This window comes from Priestia sp. VA7, assembly GCF_055710015.1.
This window is the reverse complement of the sequence record NZ_JBVQPN010000002.1, coordinates 739,682-757,467: the sequence shown is the minus strand read 5'-3', so window position 1 is coordinate 757,467 and position 17,786 is coordinate 739,682. Positions and strand designations below refer to the sequence as shown.

At 37.9% G+C, this 17,786-nt stretch carries 18 protein-coding genes; 7 read left to right on the top strand and 11 right to left on the bottom strand.

Annotated features, from left to right (window positions below; all coding sequences use genetic code 11):
• Positions 1-44 precede the first annotated feature (44 nt).
• On the bottom strand, positions 45-983 hold the full coding sequence (gene cyoE, locus AC0C45_RS10340) for a heme o synthase (protein WP_034653457.1): 939 nt from the start codon (positions 981-983) through the stop codon (positions 45-47).
• A gap of 504 nt (positions 984-1,487) precedes the next feature.
• Between cyoE and AC0C45_RS10335 the strand changes: the two genes are divergently transcribed.
• On the top strand, positions 1,488-2,390 hold the full coding sequence (locus AC0C45_RS10335; protein ID WP_034653460.1) for a COX15/CtaA family protein: 903 nt from the start codon (positions 1,488-1,490) through the stop codon (positions 2,388-2,390).
• 39 nt (positions 2,391-2,429) lie between these two features.
• Here AC0C45_RS10335 and pyc read toward each other — a convergent pair whose 3' ends face one another.
• The 3 genes from pyc to AC0C45_RS10320 form a co-directional block, all read right to left on the bottom strand.
• Complete coding sequence (gene pyc, locus AC0C45_RS10330; protein ID WP_472928127.1) at positions 2,430-5,879, bottom strand: pyruvate carboxylase; 3,450 nt, start codon at positions 5,877-5,879, stop codon at positions 2,430-2,432.
• Between the two features lie 132 nt (positions 5,880-6,011).
• Positions 6,012-7,202, bottom strand: a complete 1,191-nt coding sequence (locus AC0C45_RS10325; RefSeq protein WP_047930950.1) for an FtsW/RodA/SpoVE family cell cycle protein — start codon at positions 7,200-7,202, stop codon at positions 6,012-6,014.
• 143 nt (positions 7,203-7,345) lie between these two features.
• Positions 7,346-7,612: an Fpa/YlaN family protein gene (locus AC0C45_RS10320; protein WP_370506486.1), complete on the bottom strand. Its 267-nt coding sequence runs from the start codon at positions 7,610-7,612 to the stop codon at positions 7,346-7,348.
• A 281-nt stretch (positions 7,613-7,893) separates the two neighbouring features.
• Here AC0C45_RS10320 and AC0C45_RS10315 point away from each other — a divergent pair, with 281 nt between their 5' ends.
• On the top strand, positions 7,894-8,394 hold the full coding sequence (locus tag AC0C45_RS10315) for a hypothetical protein (protein ID WP_080967530.1): 501 nt from the start codon (positions 7,894-7,896) through the stop codon (positions 8,392-8,394).
• Between the two features lie 37 nt (positions 8,395-8,431).
• Here the strand turns inward: AC0C45_RS10315 and AC0C45_RS10310 are convergent, their stop codons facing one another.
• On the bottom strand, positions 8,432-9,760 hold the full coding sequence (locus AC0C45_RS10310; protein ID WP_257063096.1) for a PhoH family protein: 1,329 nt from the start codon (positions 9,758-9,760) through the stop codon (positions 8,432-8,434).
• A gap of 216 nt (positions 9,761-9,976) precedes the next feature.
• On the opposite strand from AC0C45_RS10310, the gene AC0C45_RS10305 reads away from it, so the two are divergent.
• Positions 9,977-10,576, top strand: a complete 600-nt coding sequence (locus tag AC0C45_RS10305) for a YhcN/YlaJ family sporulation lipoprotein (protein WP_034653464.1) — start codon at positions 9,977-9,979, stop codon at positions 10,574-10,576.
• A gap of 26 nt (positions 10,577-10,602) precedes the next feature.
• On the opposite strand, the gene AC0C45_RS10300 is transcribed toward AC0C45_RS10305, so the two are convergent.
• Complete coding sequence (locus tag AC0C45_RS10300) at positions 10,603-11,058, bottom strand: pyridoxamine 5'-phosphate oxidase family protein (protein WP_013082304.1); 456 nt, start codon at positions 11,056-11,058, stop codon at positions 10,603-10,605.
• A gap of 185 nt (positions 11,059-11,243) precedes the next feature.
• Between AC0C45_RS10300 and AC0C45_RS10295 the strand changes: the two genes are divergently transcribed.
• Both AC0C45_RS10295 and AC0C45_RS10290 read left to right on the top strand, forming a co-directional pair.
• Positions 11,244-11,444, top strand: a complete 201-nt coding sequence (locus AC0C45_RS10295; protein ID WP_013056069.1) for a YlaI family protein — start codon at positions 11,244-11,246, stop codon at positions 11,442-11,444.
• Position 11,445: 1 nt separating this feature from the next.
• Positions 11,446-11,880 (top strand): hypothetical protein, encoded by a 435-nt coding sequence (locus tag AC0C45_RS10290; protein ID WP_016763442.1) that lies wholly within the window; start codon positions 11,446-11,448, stop codon positions 11,878-11,880.
• Between the two features lie 26 nt (positions 11,881-11,906).
• Here the strand turns inward: AC0C45_RS10290 and AC0C45_RS10285 are convergent, their stop codons facing one another.
• Together AC0C45_RS10285 and typA are read right to left on the bottom strand one after the other, a co-directional pair.
• Positions 11,907-12,224: a YlaH-like family protein gene (locus AC0C45_RS10285; RefSeq protein WP_013082301.1), complete on the bottom strand. Its 318-nt coding sequence runs from the start codon at positions 12,222-12,224 to the stop codon at positions 11,907-11,909.
• Between the two features lie 160 nt (positions 12,225-12,384).
• A complete protein-coding gene (gene typA, locus AC0C45_RS10280; protein ID WP_013056066.1) occupies positions 12,385-14,223 on the bottom strand; it encodes a translational GTPase TypA in 1,839 nt (612 codons plus the stop codon).
• Positions 14,224-14,336: 113 nt separating this feature from the next.
• On the opposite strand from typA, the gene AC0C45_RS10275 reads away from it, so the two are divergent.
• Positions 14,337-14,522 (top strand): YlaF family protein, encoded by a 186-nt coding sequence (locus tag AC0C45_RS10275; RefSeq protein ID WP_016763441.1) that lies wholly within the window; start codon positions 14,337-14,339, stop codon positions 14,520-14,522.
• Positions 14,523-14,630: 108 nt separating this feature from the next.
• Here the strand turns inward: AC0C45_RS10275 and AC0C45_RS10270 are convergent, their stop codons facing one another.
• Together AC0C45_RS10270 and AC0C45_RS10265 are read right to left on the bottom strand one after the other, a co-directional pair.
• Entirely contained in the window at positions 14,631-15,437 is an 807-nt protein-coding gene (locus AC0C45_RS10270) for an inositol monophosphatase family protein (protein ID WP_162213859.1), read from the bottom strand.
• A gap of 195 nt (positions 15,438-15,632) precedes the next feature.
• Positions 15,633-15,818, bottom strand: coding sequence for a hypothetical protein (locus AC0C45_RS10265; RefSeq protein ID WP_013056063.1), 186 nt, complete (start codon positions 15,816-15,818; stop codon positions 15,633-15,635).
• Between the two features lie 267 nt (positions 15,819-16,085).
• Between AC0C45_RS10265 and AC0C45_RS10260 the strand changes: the two genes are divergently transcribed.
• On the top strand, positions 16,086-16,721 hold the full coding sequence (locus tag AC0C45_RS10260) for a YktB family protein (protein WP_034653469.1): 636 nt from the start codon (positions 16,086-16,088) through the stop codon (positions 16,719-16,721).
• Positions 16,722-16,998: 277 nt separating this feature from the next.
• Here AC0C45_RS10260 and AC0C45_RS10255 read toward each other — a convergent pair whose 3' ends face one another.
• A complete protein-coding gene (locus AC0C45_RS10255; RefSeq protein ID WP_013056061.1) occupies positions 16,999-17,268 on the bottom strand; it encodes a UPF0223 family protein in 270 nt (89 codons plus the stop codon).
• Between the last annotated feature and the right edge of the window lie 518 nt (positions 17,269-17,786).

The window sequence follows — 17,786 nt, the reverse complement described above, 5'->3', positions numbered from 1 at the left end:
AGAAATCCCCCTTGTGCAGTGTCGCATTCAGTGAAAGATTTTATCTAGGCAAAAAGCGTTGCGACAATCATTGAGACAAATAAAATAGTTAAATAGTTTAGTGAGTAGACAAACATCATGCTAGCCCACTTTGTGTCTTCTTGTTTATTGTATTGAGCAAATCCTAAAAATAGCCATCCTATGTTTAAAACAGTGGCCAAAATTAGAAATGGAGTGCCTAATTCGTATAAATAAAGAGGTAATGGCAACAAACAAGCAATCCAAATGAGAATCTGTCGTTTTGTAAGCTCAAACCCGTGTACAACAGGCAACATAGGGATTCCCGCTGCCCGGTATTCTTCACATCTTCGCATAGCAAGAGCTAGAAAATGAGGGGGCTGCCAAATAAACATGATTAAAAATAATACCCAAGCCACTACATGTAAATTGGGATCAATAGCCGCCCATCCAATTAAAGGCGGGACAGCTCCTGATATACTTCCGATTACTGTATTAATTGTGTATAGTCTTTTGGACCACATGCTGTAAAGAACTACATATGTAAGTATTCCTGCTAATCCAATGAGAGCGGCTACTGAAGAAACAACTAGTAGCATAAGCAAGCCGGTTAACGTAAAACCGATTCCAATCCCAAGGACCGTCAAAGGTGTAAAACTCCCTGTCACTGTAGGTCGTCCCTTTGTTCGTTCCATTAGAGGGTCAATGTCACGATCTATGTAATTGTTCAAACTGCATGAACCGGCGATGATAAGTGAAGAACCTATTAAAGTAAAAAATGCTTTATCCAGGTTTTCTAAGAAGTGTTGTTCGTTGAAGAAAAGAGCTAGCCAAAAACCAGTAAAGGTGGTGATGAAATTCGAGTTGACTATTCCAATTTTAATCGTAGCTAAAAAGTCTGACCAAACGGAACTATTTTCGCTTACATGAGCTGTGTTAGGCGATGCAGAAAGCGTTGAATCTTCCACCATTTTTGAATCTTCCATGGCGCTTCCTCCTTTACTCATCCACAGACTTTTATCTAGTAAATAAAGAGTCTATAAATGAAGGCGTTTTCAACATATTTTTACAAAAATCTCCTCTTTGTTCACAAAGAAGTCATATTCCTCTCACCAAAGCTACTTAAAAGCTTCACATGTAAACGGTAAAATAGTAGAGAAATATCTATTTCTCATGTTTATTAAACCATATTTTGCCGTTACTTTGTGAATAATTCATGAAAAAAATATGGATTTTTTTTGTCATGAGCTAAATGCATGTCCCTGTCACTTGTTAAAAGATATTTGTGCAAGTAAAATAGTTTTCTGCACGGTACCTTTTACATATCTGCAGAGTCAAACTCATGAATAAACCTTACACTTTCTACCATTATAACAAATTCAATCAAGTTTATGGAGAATAAATGAAATTTATGTTTAATATACAAAAAGATTAGGATAAATTGTTTAGCTCGTTATATTACTTACTTTGCTTTTAGGATGGTGATTATTGTGCGACTGGGATTAAAATTTTTATCCGTTGTGACGAGCATGGCCATGTTACTTATTCTACTTGGCGGTGCCCTTGTCACGAAAACTGGTTCAGCAGACGGGTGCGGAGATTCTTGGCCTCTGTGTAATGGACAGCTCATTCCTGACCCTTTAACATTTGAAACCGTTGTTGAATTAAGCCACCGCTTAGTTTCTGGCGTGTCGGGCTTTCTTGTGCTCGCTTTATGCGTATGGGCATGGATTTCACTAGGGCATATAAAAGAAGTTAGACCTTTAGCGTTTATCTCTTTTTTCTTCCTAGTACTGCAAGCATTAATTGGGGCCGCTGCCGTTATGTGGGGGCAATCAGATGCAGTGCTTGCTCTTCATTTTGGTATTTCTCTTATTTCGTTTGCTTCTGTGCTGCTGTTAACACTTATTATCTTTGAAGTGGATCAAAAGCTCGACGCAACTAATATGCAGCTAGGCTCTAAAATGAAAAAACATATTTACGGGGTTATCTTGTACACATATGCCGTTGTGTACACGGGCGCGCTTGTTCGCCATAAAGAAGCTAGCTTAGCTTGTCCAGACGTTCCATTTTGTTCAAACGGAAACGGTTGGCTGCCTGTTGATTTGAATCAGTGGATTCAAATGGGACATCGATTCGCTGCTGTTTTAACGTTTGTATGGATTTTAGCCGCCTTTATCCATGCAGTTAAATATTATCGCCATCAAAAAAATATTTTTTACGGATGGTTAGCTGCTCTCATTCTAGTTACTTTTCAGGCGGTTTCCGGTATGCTTGTTGTTGTCACACGTTTGCAGCTAGAGCTCGCGCTTGCTCATTCTTTAATTATCTCTTTCCTATTCGGTGTATTAAGCTACTTAACCTTACTTGCAACGCGTCATACACATAATTGATCAAAAAAGGTACGAGCTCAGAGCTCGTACCTTTTTTGATCAGCTTTCTAATTCAATTAATAAATCTCCCGGCTGAATGCCATCTCCACTCGACACGTGTACTTGTTTAATCACGCCGTCAAATGGTGCTTGCACGGTTGTTTCCATTTTCATTGCTTCTGTGATCATTAAGTGATCACCTTTTGAGACTTTATCGCCTTTTTCTACTACTACTCGAATAACGGTTCCAGGCATTGAAGCACCGATGTGGGCCGGATTTGCTTGATCGGCTTTTTGTTTTGCCGTAACGGTTGTTTTAACACTTTCGTCTTTAATCACGACTTCACGAGGCTGACCGTTCAATTCAAAGTATACTGCTCGCGTACCGTCTGCCTGCGGTTCTCCAATGGATACAAGGCGAACAATTAAGGTTTTTCCTTTTTCAATCTCAATTTCAATCTCTTCTCCTAAACGCATGCCGTATAGGAAAGTCGGGGTATCAAGAACAGAAATGTCCCCGTATTGTTCGACTGCTTTGTGATAATCCATAAATACTTTTGGATACAGCGCATAAGCAACGGCATCAAAACTCGTTACTTGACGATTTAAGTCTTTAAACAGCTTTTCTTTCACTGCATCGAAGTCCACATCTTCTAACAGTTCTCCAGGACGAACTGTAATAGGTTTTCTGCCTTTTAGAATGATGCGCTGAAGCTCTTTAGGGAATCCCCCATGAGGCTGTCCTAAATACCCTTCAAACAATTCAATAACTGAATCCGGAAAGTCAAGCGTTTCACCGCGCTCAAACAGCGTTTCTTCTGTCAAGTTGTTTTGGACCATAAACAATGCCATATCTCCAACTACTTTTGATGATGGCGTAACTTTTACAATATCACCAAATAACAAATTCACGCGTGAATACATATCTTTTACTTCATCCCAGCGGTTTCCTAAACCAACTGCTTTTGCTTGTTGCTGTAAGTTGCTATATTGACCGCCTGGCATTTCATGCACATATACTTCTGTATGAGGAGCGTTCATGCCGCTTTCGAAGTCTTGGTAATATTTTCGCACGTCTTCCCAATAGTAAGAAAGCTCTTCTAGATTTTTAATATCTAGATTTGGTCTGCGGTCCGCACCTTCTAAGGCGTAATAAAGAGAGTTAGCACTTGGCTGAGACGTTAAGCCTGCCATTGAGCTTACGGCTACGTCTACAATGTCTACACCTGCTTCAATTGCTTTTGCATACGTGTATACACCGTTTCCGCTTGTATCATGCGTATGAAGGTGGATTGGAATATCAACCGTTTCTTTTAGAGCCGATACTAAATCATAAGCTGCCTGTGGTTTTAAAAGACCCGCCATATCTTTAATGCCCAGGATATGTGCTCCAGACTGCTCAAGCTCTTTTGCTAAGTTCTTGTAGTAATCCAAATCATACTTACGGCGCGTCGGATCTAAAATATCACCTGTATAACACATTGCTGCTTCTGCAATCTTTCCTGTTTGACGAACGGAGTCAATTGCAAGAGTCATTCCTTGCACCCAATTTAAGCTGTCAAAGATACGGAAAACATCAATACCTGCATAAGCTGATTTTTCAACAAATTCTTTAATTACATTATCAGGATAGTTTTTATATCCAACCGCATTTGACGCGCGAAGAAGCATTTGGAAAAGAACGTTTGGGGCTTGTTGACGTAAAGTAAGCAAGCGATCCCACGGATCTTCTTTTAAGAATCGATAAGCAACATCAAACGTTGCTCCCCCCCACATTTCCATAGAAAATAAATCTGGAAGCAAGCGTGCAGTTGGGTTAGCTACTTGTTTTAAGTCGTTTGTACGAATACGCGTTGCTAAAAGAGACTGATGGCCATCACGGAAGGTTGTATCCGTTAATAGCACTTCCTTGCGTTCTTTCACCCAATTTACTAGCCCTTCAGCGCCTTTTTCATCTAAAATCTGCTTTGTTCCGTTTTGAATTGGTTTGCTTATATCCACACTAGGAACGCGCGGTTTTGTAAAGATTGGCTTTTTCTTTTCCGATACACCTGGGAATCCGTTTACCGTAACATTCCCAATGTATGTAAGCATTTTAGTTCCGCGGTCTTTTCGCTTCGGGAAAACAAAAAGTTCAGGCGTTGTATCAATAAATGATGTATCATAAGCACCTGTTAAGAACTTATCATGCTTCACTACATTTTCAAGGAACGGAATATTGGTTTTAATTCCACGAATACGAAATTCTTTTAAGTTTCGTACCATTTTTGATGCGGCTTGATCGAATGTTAATGCCCATGTTGTTACTTTTACTAACAGTGAATCATAATAAGGCGTAATTACAGCACCTTGGAAACTGTTTCCCGTATCTAAACGTACGCCAAAACCGCCACCAGAACGATAAGCCATAATCTTACCCGTATCCGGCATAAAATTGTTTAACGGATCTTCTGTCGTTACACGAGATTGAATCGCATATCCATGTACGTGAATTTGATCTTGTGCAGGAATGGATACTTCCTTGCTGTGAAGCCCGTAGCCGTCTGCAATTAAAATTTGCGATTGAACGATATCAATACCTGTAATCATTTCAGTAATTGTGTGCTCTACTTGAACACGTGGATTTACTTCAATAAAATAAAAATCGTTTCCTGATACTAAAAATTCTACTGTACCAGCATTTATGTACTGCACTTTTTCCATCAGCTGTACAGCTGCTTCACAAATGCGGAGACGTAAGTCTTCATCTATAGAAACACTTGGTGCTACTTCTACTACTTTTTGGTGACGACGCTGCACAGAACAGTCGCGTTCATAAAGATGCACAACATTTCCTTGTTCATCACCTAAAATTTGCACTTCAATATGTTTTGGATTTTCAACTAGTTTCTCGACATACACTTCATCATTACCAAAAGCAGCTTTTGCTTCTGATTTAGCACGGTCATAAGATTCGTTCAGACTGTCTGCATCGCGAACGATACGCATGCCTCGACCGCCTCCGCCCAAAGCAGCTTTGATCATTAGAGGATATCCATGCTGATTAGCAAATTCTTTTGCTTCGTCAATTGAATCAATAGGACCATCGGTACCAGGAATAACGGGAATATCTGCTTGAATAGCCTGATGACGTGCTTTTACTTTATCCCCAAACATATCAAGATGCTTGGATTTTGGACCAATAAAAATAATGCCTTCTTCTTCGCAACGTTTCGCAAATTGGATATTTTCTGACAAAAAACCGTAGCCAGGGTGAATAGCATCTACATCATGAGACTTAGCAATGTCGATGATGCCTTCTATATCTAAATAAGCATCAATCGGTTTTTTCTCCGCTCCTACTAAATAGGCTTCATCCGCTTTGTAACGGTGATAAGAACCTGCGTCTTCCTTAGAATAAATTGCAACAGTCCGAATATTCAGTTCAGTACATGCTCGAAATACACGAATCGCAATTTCTCCTCGGTTTGCTACTAATACTTTTTTGATTTTTTTAGTTACAAAACTCATGTTGCTAATCTCCTCTCAATTTCGTATAAACTTCAATATATAGCAAAATTGGATAAAAGAAAAGCAAAAATCAATGGAAAATGATAAAATTCCAATAAATTTTTGCTTTTTTTACACATTTTTTCACGAAAATCAATCGCTTGTTGTTGATGTATTGTTCGGATGTAGCACAATATTTTCCGTATTTTTCTGTTTTTTATTTTGATAGTTTACGAAAAACGAAATATTTACAATAATTCCCATAGATACCATCAGCGTTAGCAGCGAAGACCCTCCGTAACTGATAAACGGAAGCGTGACCCCGGTAATCGGAATGAGTCCCGTAAGCCCTCCAAGGTTAATGCCTGTTTGAATACCTATCATACTGGCTACTCCAATACAAATCATGCTGGCAAACGGATCCTGAGATTTTTTAGCCAGCATTAAAATCCTGAAAATTAAGAAGCCTAAAAGACCCAGCACGAGCATAACTCCAAAGAACCCTAATTCTTCTGCAATAATAGCCATAATGAAATCGGTATGGGGCTCCGGAAGATAACCATACTTTTGTACACTTTCTCCTAAACCAAGGCCTTTTAAGCCTCCTGTACCTATTGCTAAATATGAATTAACCAGCTGATAACCGGTTCCTTGAGCATTCGTAAATGGATCTGATGCACCGGTAAAACGGCCAATTCGATTGGGAGTAAACTGCCCTGTAAAAAAACCAATCGTAATAATTACCGTAAGCAAAATGATACCTAGTGCTAGCATGCGGAAAAAGGTTTTTTTAGAGATTCCCGAACATAGCATAATGGTAACGGCAATAGCAAAAATAATTGATCCCGTTCCAAGGTCAGGCTGAATAGCTACAAAGCCTAATATTAGAAATACAAGACCCATAGGTCCAAAAAAAGCTTTTTTGATGTTGTCAATATACTCTTGCCTTTTAGACAAAACATACGATAAGTATAAAATGACAACAAGCTTGGCATACTCAGCCGGCTGCATGTTTGCCCCGCCAAGCTGCAGCCAACTTTGCGCATTGTTACTCGTATGCCCCATTACAAACACAAGCAAAAGCAGTACAAAAATCCCTAGAATCGCATAAGGCAGTATTTTAGGATACAGCTTGTAAGGTGTTAGCATTGTTAAAATGAACAATATAAGCGTAAAAGCAAGCCACATTTTTTGTCTGTTGTAAAAGAAATCGCTTGATGTATGATATCTTGTAATACTTACAATCATACTTGAACTGTAAACCATAACTAGTCCAACCGCACAAAGAAGCAGCACTGGAATTACAATTGAATAGTCAAAATGCCTAAATATTTTTTTTACCATAACCCTCTTCCTTTAAAAATGACGTGTTTCTGTTTCGTTTCATCTTTTATGTACAAATTTGAGTAAATTAGGAAATTTCAACCACCTGTAATAAAAAACTCAAACTACGTTTGTATATAGTTTGAGTTTCGATCGCGTGATTTTTATTTTTTTGTAAACGCTTCATGCAGTGCAGAAAGTTCACGCTCGAGGCGGTCTAGCAATGTTTTTCCAACACGTTCATCAATTAAACCAAGACGAACTGCAAAATCAATTTCTCTTGATAAACCAAACATTTGTGTATCTAAAACCTCTTCATAAAGAGGACATTGTGGCATTGTTAAGTTATCCATTTGAACTTGAATTAATTGCAAAATCTTATCTGCATCAGCTTTTAACAACGCATACGCTTTTTCACGATGATCTATCATTGTCTCAGGCGTCAAACTCAATCCCTCCGTTCGCGAGCGATTACCTAATCTATCTCTCAATTTTAAAGGCTATGCTCCAAAAAAGCAAGGATAAACATGTCCGTGAGGCTGGCCGTCTTTTTTATACTGTTACTTTCTCAAAACCGTTACCATAGATGTAGGAAATTTCGCACTTTCGTTGACCTTTACATTATATCATACGAGAATCACTCTCAACTAAATTTTTTCATCAAAGTGACAAATAAGTAGAAAGCGCTTATACTTTTAGCAAGGGGGCATTTATGATGAATTCAATTATTATGTTAAAAGGAAAAGTAAAATATACACTGACACTCGACCCAAGCGTGTGGATTTTCGATGACCGCAAGCTCGATATGGAGGTTTTCTTTGAACATCCACCGGAGCAAAAAGACGAGACAGAAGCGTACACAAAGGCTGTTTCGAAGCATTGGGACCGTGAAATTCAAGAGGGAGCCGTCTTTCCTCCTACGTTAAAAACCGAAAAGAAATTCAAAAAACAGGAGCTAGTAAATGGAACATTCGGCATTTTATTTGCACCTTTTCTAGCTAACGCTTCACCTACTGAAGAAGCTACCAACGTTTCATTTAAAACAAAAGACGCACTGGTTTCTTTTTCATTAGAAGAAGCACAAAAACTAATCTTTGGTTTTAGCCAAGATGGAAAGCCTCTTAGAGAAGATGGGCCTATCTATGTCTATTTACCTGACGGATCTAACCGAAATAACCCTATTAAATATGTGGAAGAAATCATCGTTACATAATAAAAGAAGCGGGGTTCCAAAAGGAACCCCGCTTCTTTTAAAGAATATCAGCTGCTAATTGTGCTAGCCCGGAGCGCTCTCCTTTGATTAACCGAACGTGGCCCGATACTTTTTGCTCTTTAAACTTTTCAACTACGTACGTTAATCCGTTGTTATACTCATCTAAATAAGGATGATCAATTTGAGCCGGATCTCCCATAAGGACAATTTTACTCTTTTCCCCTACCCGTGTTAAAATTGTTTTAATTTCATGCTTCGTTAAATTTTGCGCTTCATCAATAATAATGAACTGTTCCGGAATGCTTCGGCCTCTTATATACGTCAAGGCTTCCACTTCTATTGAACTGAGCCCTGCTAGAATGGCATCCAATTCTCCAGGTTTTTTAGTGTTAAATAAGTACTCTAGGTTATCATAAATTGGTTGCATCCATGGACGAAGTTTCTCCTGCTTTTCTCCTGGCAAGAATCCAATATCTTTTCCTAAAGGAACAATTGGACGAGCTACAAGTAGCTTTTTAAAACATCCTAGATCTTCCGTCTGCATAAGTCCTGAAGCTAAAGCAAGCAGCGTTTTACCCGTACCTGCCTTTCCAATTAACGTGACCAGTTGAACGTCGTCTCTAAGAAGAAGTTCTAAAGCCATGATTTGCTGAACATTTCGAGGTTTGATTCCCCAGATATGATCATATTCAAATAAAAGCTTTTTTACTTTCGTTGTTGTTTGATCGACAATGCCGATGGCTGATCCGGATCCCCCAAATGCATCTTTCATCACTAAGAATTGATTTGCAAAAAAGAAGTGGTTCGCAATTTGAGACGTTAGCAGTTCTCCTTTTTCGTAAAATTGACTCAGCAGTTCTTTTGCAATATAGACTTCCGAAAAGCCTGTATAAATACTATTGAATTCCACTACTCGATCACTTAAAAAATCTTCTGCTCTTAAGCCGATTGCGTCAGCCTTCACACGTACCAACACATCTTTACTCACTAGTATCACTTCACGTCCATCTTCTTTTGTTTCCTCTTCAAGAGATAGATTTTTAGCAACAGCTAAAATTCGATTATCATTTGTTTTTTCCACAAAGATTTCTTGAAGCTGTTGAAAAGAGCGATGATTGAGTTCAATTCGCAAATGGCCCCCATTTTCTAAAGGGATTTTCTCATATAACTTTCCATGTTGTCTCAAGTTATCAATGAGTTTGGATACCTGCCTTGCATTTCGTCCGACTTCATCCATATTTCTTTTTTTCGAATCAACTTCTTCTAGCACAACGGCTGGAATCACTACTTCATTATCATCAAATGAAAAAATTGAATGCGGATCTTGTAATAAAACATTCGTATCTAATACATAAATTTTTCCCAATAATTCAGCCTCCTACTCCGATTGTTTTTCCTGTAAGGAGTGAAACAAGGCACCCATCCATTTATATACTATGTAACGCACATGTGTGAAGTGACCTTAAATGGACGGACCATTTTCTTTAAATATATGAACACGTGTATAAAGATAGAAGAACTATTAGAAACTAAATACAAATTACTACAAAAAATGAGTCATTCATAAGGAGGAGTCTCCCACATGAACAAATTTTTTCTATCCATTAGCTTATGTTTTATTACACTAACCGGCTGTAACAATAACCAAGCAGACATTGAAGAAGGGCAAAAAACAGATCGAATTGTACAGGTCAAAAATTCATCTCCTGAGCGCTCTCACAAGCGTACTGCTAATGAAATATCAGCTCATTTAGTTGAACTGGCTTCAAGCGTTCCGAATGTAAATGATGCTACTGCCATTGTGCTCGGTAAGTATGCAATCGTAGGCATTGACGTCGGCAAAGACATTGATCGTTCAGAAGTAAGTTCAATCAAATATACAGTTGCCGAAGGTCTGAAAGCTGATCCGTACGGCGCTAATTCTGTTGTTATTGCAGATCCTGATACGGTCGCTCGGCTAAAACAAATTGGAAATGAAATTCGCAAAGGTCGGCCGGTTACAGGATTTTTAGATGAATTAGCAGCCATTGTAAACCGAGTGATGCCTGAATTTGCAGAAGAAATTCGCCGAAATCCTAGCTCAACAGATACAAACAATCAAAAATTAAATAATAAACAAGAGCAAAATTTAAAGAATGAGCAGGAAAAACAATCTAATAATCATCTTCAAAAAAATGAATAAGAAAGTCGCTTAGCGGCAGGCTGCTGCTAAGCTTTTTTTATCGCTTCAATTACTTGCTTATCGAGTTTAGCAGCTGCTACTGGATCATAGGTCTTTTCATATGAAGGGTTTACTGAAATCTTAGAACCATAGAACATGACATCTCTTACTTCATTAATATCTAGTTCGATTAGCGTCAGCTTTAAAGCCACTCCTTCTAACTTTTCTTGCACTACCTCAGCTATTCCGCTGATTGAGTAGCATGATTCATTAGCAAGAATATTTACCACTGCTTTATTCGTATGTTTAATGTTTTCTACAATCCTCGATTTGACATCTACGGCAAATCGAATTTTTTGTTTAGTCGGAGCTACTAACCACGAAATGGCACTAACATTTGGACCGTTTGTTTCAAAATCAATAGTTGAAATGGTTGCAAATCTCTCTGTCTGTAGCTCATCGTATAATGCATCTACTAGTTGAGTCTCGACTTCGTTGGCCATTTTCATCCCTCCTACTGTTTATGTACTTACTAGTTACTATCTTCGAGCTAACAAGCAAAATTACCTGCTTCTTTAGGAATGTTTTCCTATCGTTCCTTTTCTACTGAGAGACAGCACCGCAAAAAAACTTTATAAAACAAGAATTTTCGGCTAGAATGATGTATAGAGAAGTTGAGGTGATAGAAATGAGAGTACAATGTGTCATGTGCGATAAAATTGAAACAATTGAGGATGAAACGCTCGTAGCAAAACGACTGCGCAACCGTCCTATCCATACATATATGTGCAATGAATGTTCTGAACGGATTGAAAAACGAACAAAAGAACGCATAGCTACTGGCAACTTTAAACTATATGAGTCGAAAAAGACAGAGGAGGATTGGTAAGGTGCTCCGATTAGGAATAAGTATTGGCATGTTAAGCGGGATTATCCTTGGGTTATGTTTAAAATGGATAGAATGGCTAACCGGCAAACAAGTTTATACCCTTTTATTAAATGTTGATTTTATTCCTATCATTGGCCCTATTCAATGGCCTGAATGGGTAGAGTTTGTTTTTCATTTGCTCATTGCCGCTGCAATTGGGATCGTTTTTGTTTACATAGTAGGTAAATTAAATAATATGTCTATTCGAAAAATCGTATTGTGTTCCTTTTTATTAACACTTCCAACCATTCCTTTGTATTTTCCGTTGACGCTGCTTGCGCTCAAGCCTACGCCTGCGGTGGATGATGCAGTAGCGATTTTTTATTGGACAGCTGGCCATTTAGTTTTCACAGCCGCTCTTGTCTTCGGCTATATCATACTAAAAAGACGCTTGTAGCTACAAGCGTCTTTTTATGTAGTCGTTTATGAACCCAACGAGGAGTTTTGCTTTTTAGCCTGATACAGCCGTATTTTATAAATAATTAATACAAGTGCTGCAACCACAAGCCCTTCAGCTACAGGTAAAAAAATGCCTAAAAACGTTAAAATCGTACAGCCAAAAGCTAAAAATAGATAAATAACCACAGATTTTAAAAGCGGCAGTTTCTTTGCAAACCCGAGTTTGTATACGAGAACAGATAGCCCTAAAATGGTAAAGTATAACAGCCACATTCCTATTTTTGCATGTTCATCTACTTGATACAGAGCGGCAAAAAATGAAAGGTGTTCTTTTACATCCATACTTCTTCCCCCTATTCCTTACTTTATATTATTCGATATAAGCCACCTTTTTCCTTTCCAAATCACTTCTTTATAAAACGCTTTCAAAAAATAGAAAATTCTGATATAATAGATAAAAAACAAGCCGCTAGCAGATAGAGCTAACGACTTACTTTTTTTATTATTTCGTGTCAGCGTATTTTTTCTTTTTCGCTGCTTTTTCACGTTCATTTTTATCAAGAATTTTTTTACGTAGACGAATAGATTCTGGTGTGATTTCACAATATTCATCTTCGTTTAAATATTCAAGTGATTGCTCTAAAGACATAATACGAGGTTTTTTCATACCTGTTGTTTGATCTTTATTAGCAGAACGCATATTCGTCATTTGCTTCATTTTACAGATGTTAACAACGATATCATTTTCACGAGTGTGTTCTCCTACGATCATACCTTCGTATACTTCTGTACCTGGCTCAACGAAAATTGTACCGCGGTCTTCTACGCCTTGGATTCCATAAGTAGATGATTTACCGCTTTCCATAGAAACAAGCACACCTTGACGGCGACCTCCAACTTGACCTTGCTGCATTGGCTGGTAGCTATCAAATGAATGGTTAATGATACCGAATCCACGAGTTAACGATAAGAACTCAGTTGTATAACCGATTAAACCACGTGCAGGAACCATAAAGATCAGACGCACTTGACCGCTGCCGTTGTTAATCATATCAACCATTTCACCTTTACGAGCACCCATCGATTCCATAATAGAACCCGTATGTTCTTCAGGCACGTCGATTTGCACACGTTCAACTGGCTCACAGCGCACGCCATCAATTTCACGAACGATTACTTCAGGTTTTGATACTTGAATCTCATATCCTTCACGACGCATATTTTCAATTAAGATAGATAAATGAAGTTCTCCACGTCCTGAAACAACCCATACATCCGGTGAATCAGTATTTTCCACGCGTAAACTTACATCCGTCTCAAGTTCAGACATTAAGCGCTCTTCAATTTTACGAGATGTAACAAATTTACCTTCACGACCAGCAAACGGTGAATTGTTTACTAAGAACGTCATTTGTAAAGTAGGTTCATCAATACGTAAAATTGGCAGTGCATCTTGGTGGTCAAACGGACATACGGTTTCACCTACGTTGATGTCTTCCATTCCTGATACAGCGATCAGGTCTCCTGCTTTTGCTTCTTCGATTTCAACACGCTTTAAGCCTAGGAAACCGAATAATTTTGTTACACGGAATTGTTTTACCGTACCGTCAAGCTTCATTAATGCAACTTGCTGGCCTACTTTCATTGTTCCGCGGAATACGCGACCTACACCGATACGACCAAGATAGTCATTGTAGTCAAGCATTGCCACTTGGAATTGAAGTGGTTCGTCGCTGTTGTCTACCGGTGCTGGAATGTGCTCAATGATTGAGTCAAATAGAGATGACATGTTCTCATCTTGCTTTTCAGGGTTCGTGCTAGCTGTTCCGTTGATTGCTGAAGCATAAACAACAGGGAACTCAATTTGTTCCTCGCTTGCACCTAGTTCAATAAATAAGTCAATTACTTCATCCACTACTTCAGTTGGACGAGCAAAGTCACGGTCAATTTTGTTAACAACAACAATCGGCGTTAAGTTTTGCTCTAATGCTTTTTTCAATACAAAGCGAGTTTGAGGCATACATCCTTCATATGCGTCTACTACAAGTAGAACACCGTCTACCATTTTCATAATACGCTCAACTTCTCCACCGAAGTCAGCATGTCCCGGCGTATCCATAATGTTGATACGCGTATCTTTATAATTAATAGCTGTGTTTTTCGCTAAAATTGTAATTCCACGCTCACGCTCAAGGTCATTTGAATCCATCGCACGTTCTTCAACATGCTCATTAGTACGGAATGTTCCGGACTGATGTAATAATTTATCTACTAACGTTGTTTTCCCATGGTCTACATGGGCAATAATGGCAATATTACGTAAATCTTTACGAATGTTCACGCATTTCACTCCTATGCTTGTAATAACTAAGCTATTATATCACACTAACTCTAGAATTGCAGAATGATTTTGTTGTACACTATAAATATCCTTTATAAATGGGAGGAATCAACATGAGAAACATTAAGTGGGTATTTGTTTTATATGCATTTATCGCAACTGCGGCAATTATGTCAATCGGCATATTTATCGGAGAAGGAAGCGCTCTCGGGGTCATTTTAGCTATCGCAGCTTTAATTGTTGTAATGGGCCTTGGCTTTACGACTAAGAAAAAAATGCGAGAAAAAGGGCAGCTGTAATTTTTTTGCGATGATTGAAAGCGTCATGGCCATTTGCAACATCAAAATGGTTCATGACGTTTTTTCATCACAAAATTCTTTGACTACACGTAAGTCTTCACTTCTATTTTATTTATTCCACTTTCCTTCAAGGTACGTACGAAAGATTTCGTCATGTAATGTTGGTTTGCTTACAAATACACTGCTTTTTTCAAGAATTTCTAACGGCTTTCCTTCTAAATCCGTCATAACTCCTCCAACTTCTTCAATCAATACTTTACCGGCAGCAAAGTCCCATGGAGCCAAACGTAGAGTAATGTATCCATCCAAGCGTCCAGCTGCTACGTAAGCAAGCTCAATAGCTGCGGATCCATATGAACGGGTCCCTCTTACTTTACGCACAAGCGGACTTAATACGGAAGGATCAATACGGCGGTTCTCCGTTACCCATGTTGCATTTAGGCTAATAATAGCTTGTTCAACTGGTACAGGTTCAAGTTTCGGCAATTGGATGTCATTCATAAACGCGCCCTGTCCTTTTAAAGCATGATACAGCTCATTATGAATAACATCATAAATATAACCTGCTTGTCCTACACCATTTTCAAATATACCGATAGAAATAGCAAAATTCCGCTGCTGATGAACAAAGTTCATCGTCCCGTCGATTGGATCGATAATCCAAATCGTTCCTTCTTCTGATTCAAGCTCTTCTCCATATCCTTCTTCTCCAAGAATATGATGTTTCGGAAAGGTTTCATTGATTTTTGAGATAAAAAACTGTTCGATTTCTTTATCCATATTTGTTACTAAATCATTTGGATTCGATTTCGTTTGAATGAGAAGTTCTTTACTAAACGACTGTTGAATTTTTTGTCCAGCTTCTTTTAGCCACTCTTTAACGTATGTATCGATTTCTTTCCAGCGTTGCGTCATCTCAATTCCCCCTCAAAAATACGTCTCTTATTTAAGCTTAAAAAAACCTCTGCAAGATGTCAATTAACAGAGCACGTGGGAGAAGAACTGCCGCTTCTTCTCCCACGTGCTCTGTTACCACTTATGAATCTGCTCATTCAGTTTAATCCTTTTTTACAGTTTACCCTTATTTGTTCTATTTTATTCCCGTATCTGCTACTGAAGAGATATCATTTCTTCACGAAGTTTCTCGAGCTTTCGCTTACATTTTTGTTTTTGTTCCTCATTATTCTCCATCATGGCTTCATATAACGTCGCTAACTCGTAATCTAACTCCAAACGAATTACACCTAATCTTTTTTGTCCATCATTCTTCTTATACATATTCACCACTTGTTTCATGTTTCAAACACCCCTCTCAAATTATTGAACCCGCTTATAGAAAACTAAATTTTCAGATATTTTGATTGATATAGTCTATGTCGAAACCTAATCTCATGTAACTAAATTGTGTGATTACCTATAAAAAAATGATAGACACGTTTTGACAAGCATATGCGAATTAATTGGTGTTTATGCTTTTCATGTGGTAGAATCTTCGCGTAAATCATACTTACTTGCATAGATGCACAGCAGCTATACATATTCACTAAAAAACGGAGGTTTCACATGGCATTCTCAGGATTTTCACAAGATGACTTTAACGTATTCCGTATCGAGGGACTTGATGCACGTATGGAAGCCATCAAGACAACGATACGCCCAAAATTCGAACAATTGAGCAATCATTTTGCTCCTACTCTTTCTTCACTTTGTGGAGATGAAATGTTCGTACACATTGCCAAACATGCACGAAGAACAGTTAACCCGCCAGTAGATACGTGGGTAGCCTTTGCTAACAGTAAACGCGGGTATAAAAAGCTCCCTCATTTTCAAATTGGCCTTTGGGAAACACATGTCTTTGTGTGGTTCGCCGTCATTTACGAATCACCTATTAAAGAACAATTTGGAAAGCTGCTAAAACAAAACATTGAGGAGATTCGTCAAAATATCCCAGCCTCGTTTGTTTGGTCGAAAGATCATACAAAACCTGATAGTGACAAAATGGGCGACTTATCTTCTGAAGACTTAGAGAGTTTGTTTGAACGTCTAGAGACGGTTAAAAAAGCTGAGATCCTATGCGGCATTACAATTCCAAAAGAAGAAGCGATTGCAATGAACGGCGAAGAATGGATGGCTCGTATTGAACAAACATTTCATACGGTAACTCCATTATATGAACTAACTAAAAAAGCATATGCATAATTTTAACGAATTGATATAAAAAAAATGAGGGTGAGACATAACGAAAGGAAGCTCATCGAAAGACCAATAAATGGGATACATAAGCTGAAACGCTTGTGACACCGCAGTTGATTTCCCTGCAGGAGTCTTCGCCTTGCCCTCCAATCAACTGCTCGAAGAAACGAAACAGATAAACTCTATGTTCACCGTAACAAAAAAAACGAATCATTAATCAAACAATTTGATTAATGATTCGTTTTTTACTTCGGCTAAACTACTTTTGTCCCAGCCTCATTTTTTACATTTTTATAATATCTCCAGAAGAAGCAGCCTTTGCTTTTTGAATCGTTCGATAAGAAGAGTATTTGCTTTGATCTTCAAAATCGTTACAGATTGTTTTTTCTTCTGCTTTACTTGGCACAATTTCTTTAAATCGGCGATAGACTGCCATTAGGTGATCACGCTCAATACCTTTTTCATAAGCTCGTTCAATGCTTTCAAAAAACTTCACTACATCAATAATTTCTTCTGTACTCCAATCAAGGGAGATAGGGTATTGATATTCCACTTCTCATCACTCCATTTATTTCTTCAATCTATGTATATCTATATTCTTAACTCTATCACAATCTATAATGTACACAAAATTTATTCTCTTTTCGCACAAAAGAATTTCTCCTTTTTTTTCTTTTTATTTTCTCTTTAAAATATCTTTGCAAATGGGTTAATAAGTGCTATAATTCTTTTGTTTTATGGGGATTTTCAAAACATAAAGAACTATAAAATAATGAGTAATAAGCAGTTTACAATTACTTGTATTTTTTTAACTAAAAATTGTATTTATATTATCAAACAGTAGTAAACATACACGTTTCATTCATTTATATAATGGTTAAAATCAAGAAAACTGCCGAATAGAATTTCTGTTGAATTTCTTTTATAGAAAAAAGATGGGATATTTTAATATGTAGAATTCAACAGCCACTAGTTTTTGGTATATAAAATTGAATGCTGTAATTTGATAAAAAAACAATCAAAGTCCCTCTAAGCTTTGCTTAGAGGGACTGACAATTTATGATAAAAGAG

Excerpts from the sequence above, each read along its gene's own strand:
- cyoE (WP_034653457.1), bottom strand. The coding sequence starts at position 983 with ATGGAAGATTCAAAAATGGTGGAAGATTCAACGCTTTCTGCATCGCCT.
- pyc (WP_472928127.1), bottom strand. The coding sequence starts at position 5,879 with ATGAGTTTTGTAACTAAAAAAATCAAAAAAGTATTAGTAGCAAACCGA.
- AC0C45_RS10325 (WP_047930950.1), bottom strand. The coding sequence starts at position 7,202 with ATGGTAAAAAAAATATTTAGGCATTTTGACTATTCAATTGTAATTCCA.
- AC0C45_RS10320 (WP_370506486.1), bottom strand. The coding sequence starts at position 7,612 with ATGATAGATCATCGTGAAAAAGCGTATGCGTTGTTAAAAGCTGATGCA.
- AC0C45_RS10315 (WP_080967530.1), top strand. The coding sequence starts at position 7,894 with ATGATGAATTCAATTATTATGTTAAAAGGAAAAGTAAAATATACACTG.
- AC0C45_RS10305 (WP_034653464.1), top strand. The coding sequence starts at position 9,977 with ATGAACAAATTTTTTCTATCCATTAGCTTATGTTTTATTACACTAACC.
- AC0C45_RS10300 (WP_013082304.1), bottom strand. The coding sequence starts at position 11,058 with ATGGCCAACGAAGTCGAGACTCAACTAGTAGATGCATTATACGATGAG.
- AC0C45_RS10295 (WP_013056069.1), top strand. The coding sequence starts at position 11,244 with ATGAGAGTACAATGTGTCATGTGCGATAAAATTGAAACAATTGAGGAT.
- AC0C45_RS10285 (WP_013082301.1), bottom strand. The coding sequence starts at position 12,224 with ATGGATGTAAAAGAACACCTTTCATTTTTTGCCGCTCTGTATCAAGTA.
- AC0C45_RS10275 (WP_016763441.1), top strand. The coding sequence starts at position 14,337 with ATGAGAAACATTAAGTGGGTATTTGTTTTATATGCATTTATCGCAACT.
- AC0C45_RS10270 (WP_162213859.1), bottom strand. The coding sequence starts at position 15,437 with ATGACGCAACGCTGGAAAGAAATCGATACATACGTTAAAGAGTGGCTA.
- AC0C45_RS10265 (WP_013056063.1), bottom strand. The coding sequence starts at position 15,818 with ATGAAACAAGTGGTGAATATGTATAAGAAGAATGATGGACAAAAAAGA.
- AC0C45_RS10260 (WP_034653469.1), top strand. The coding sequence starts at position 16,086 with ATGGCATTCTCAGGATTTTCACAAGATGACTTTAACGTATTCCGTATC.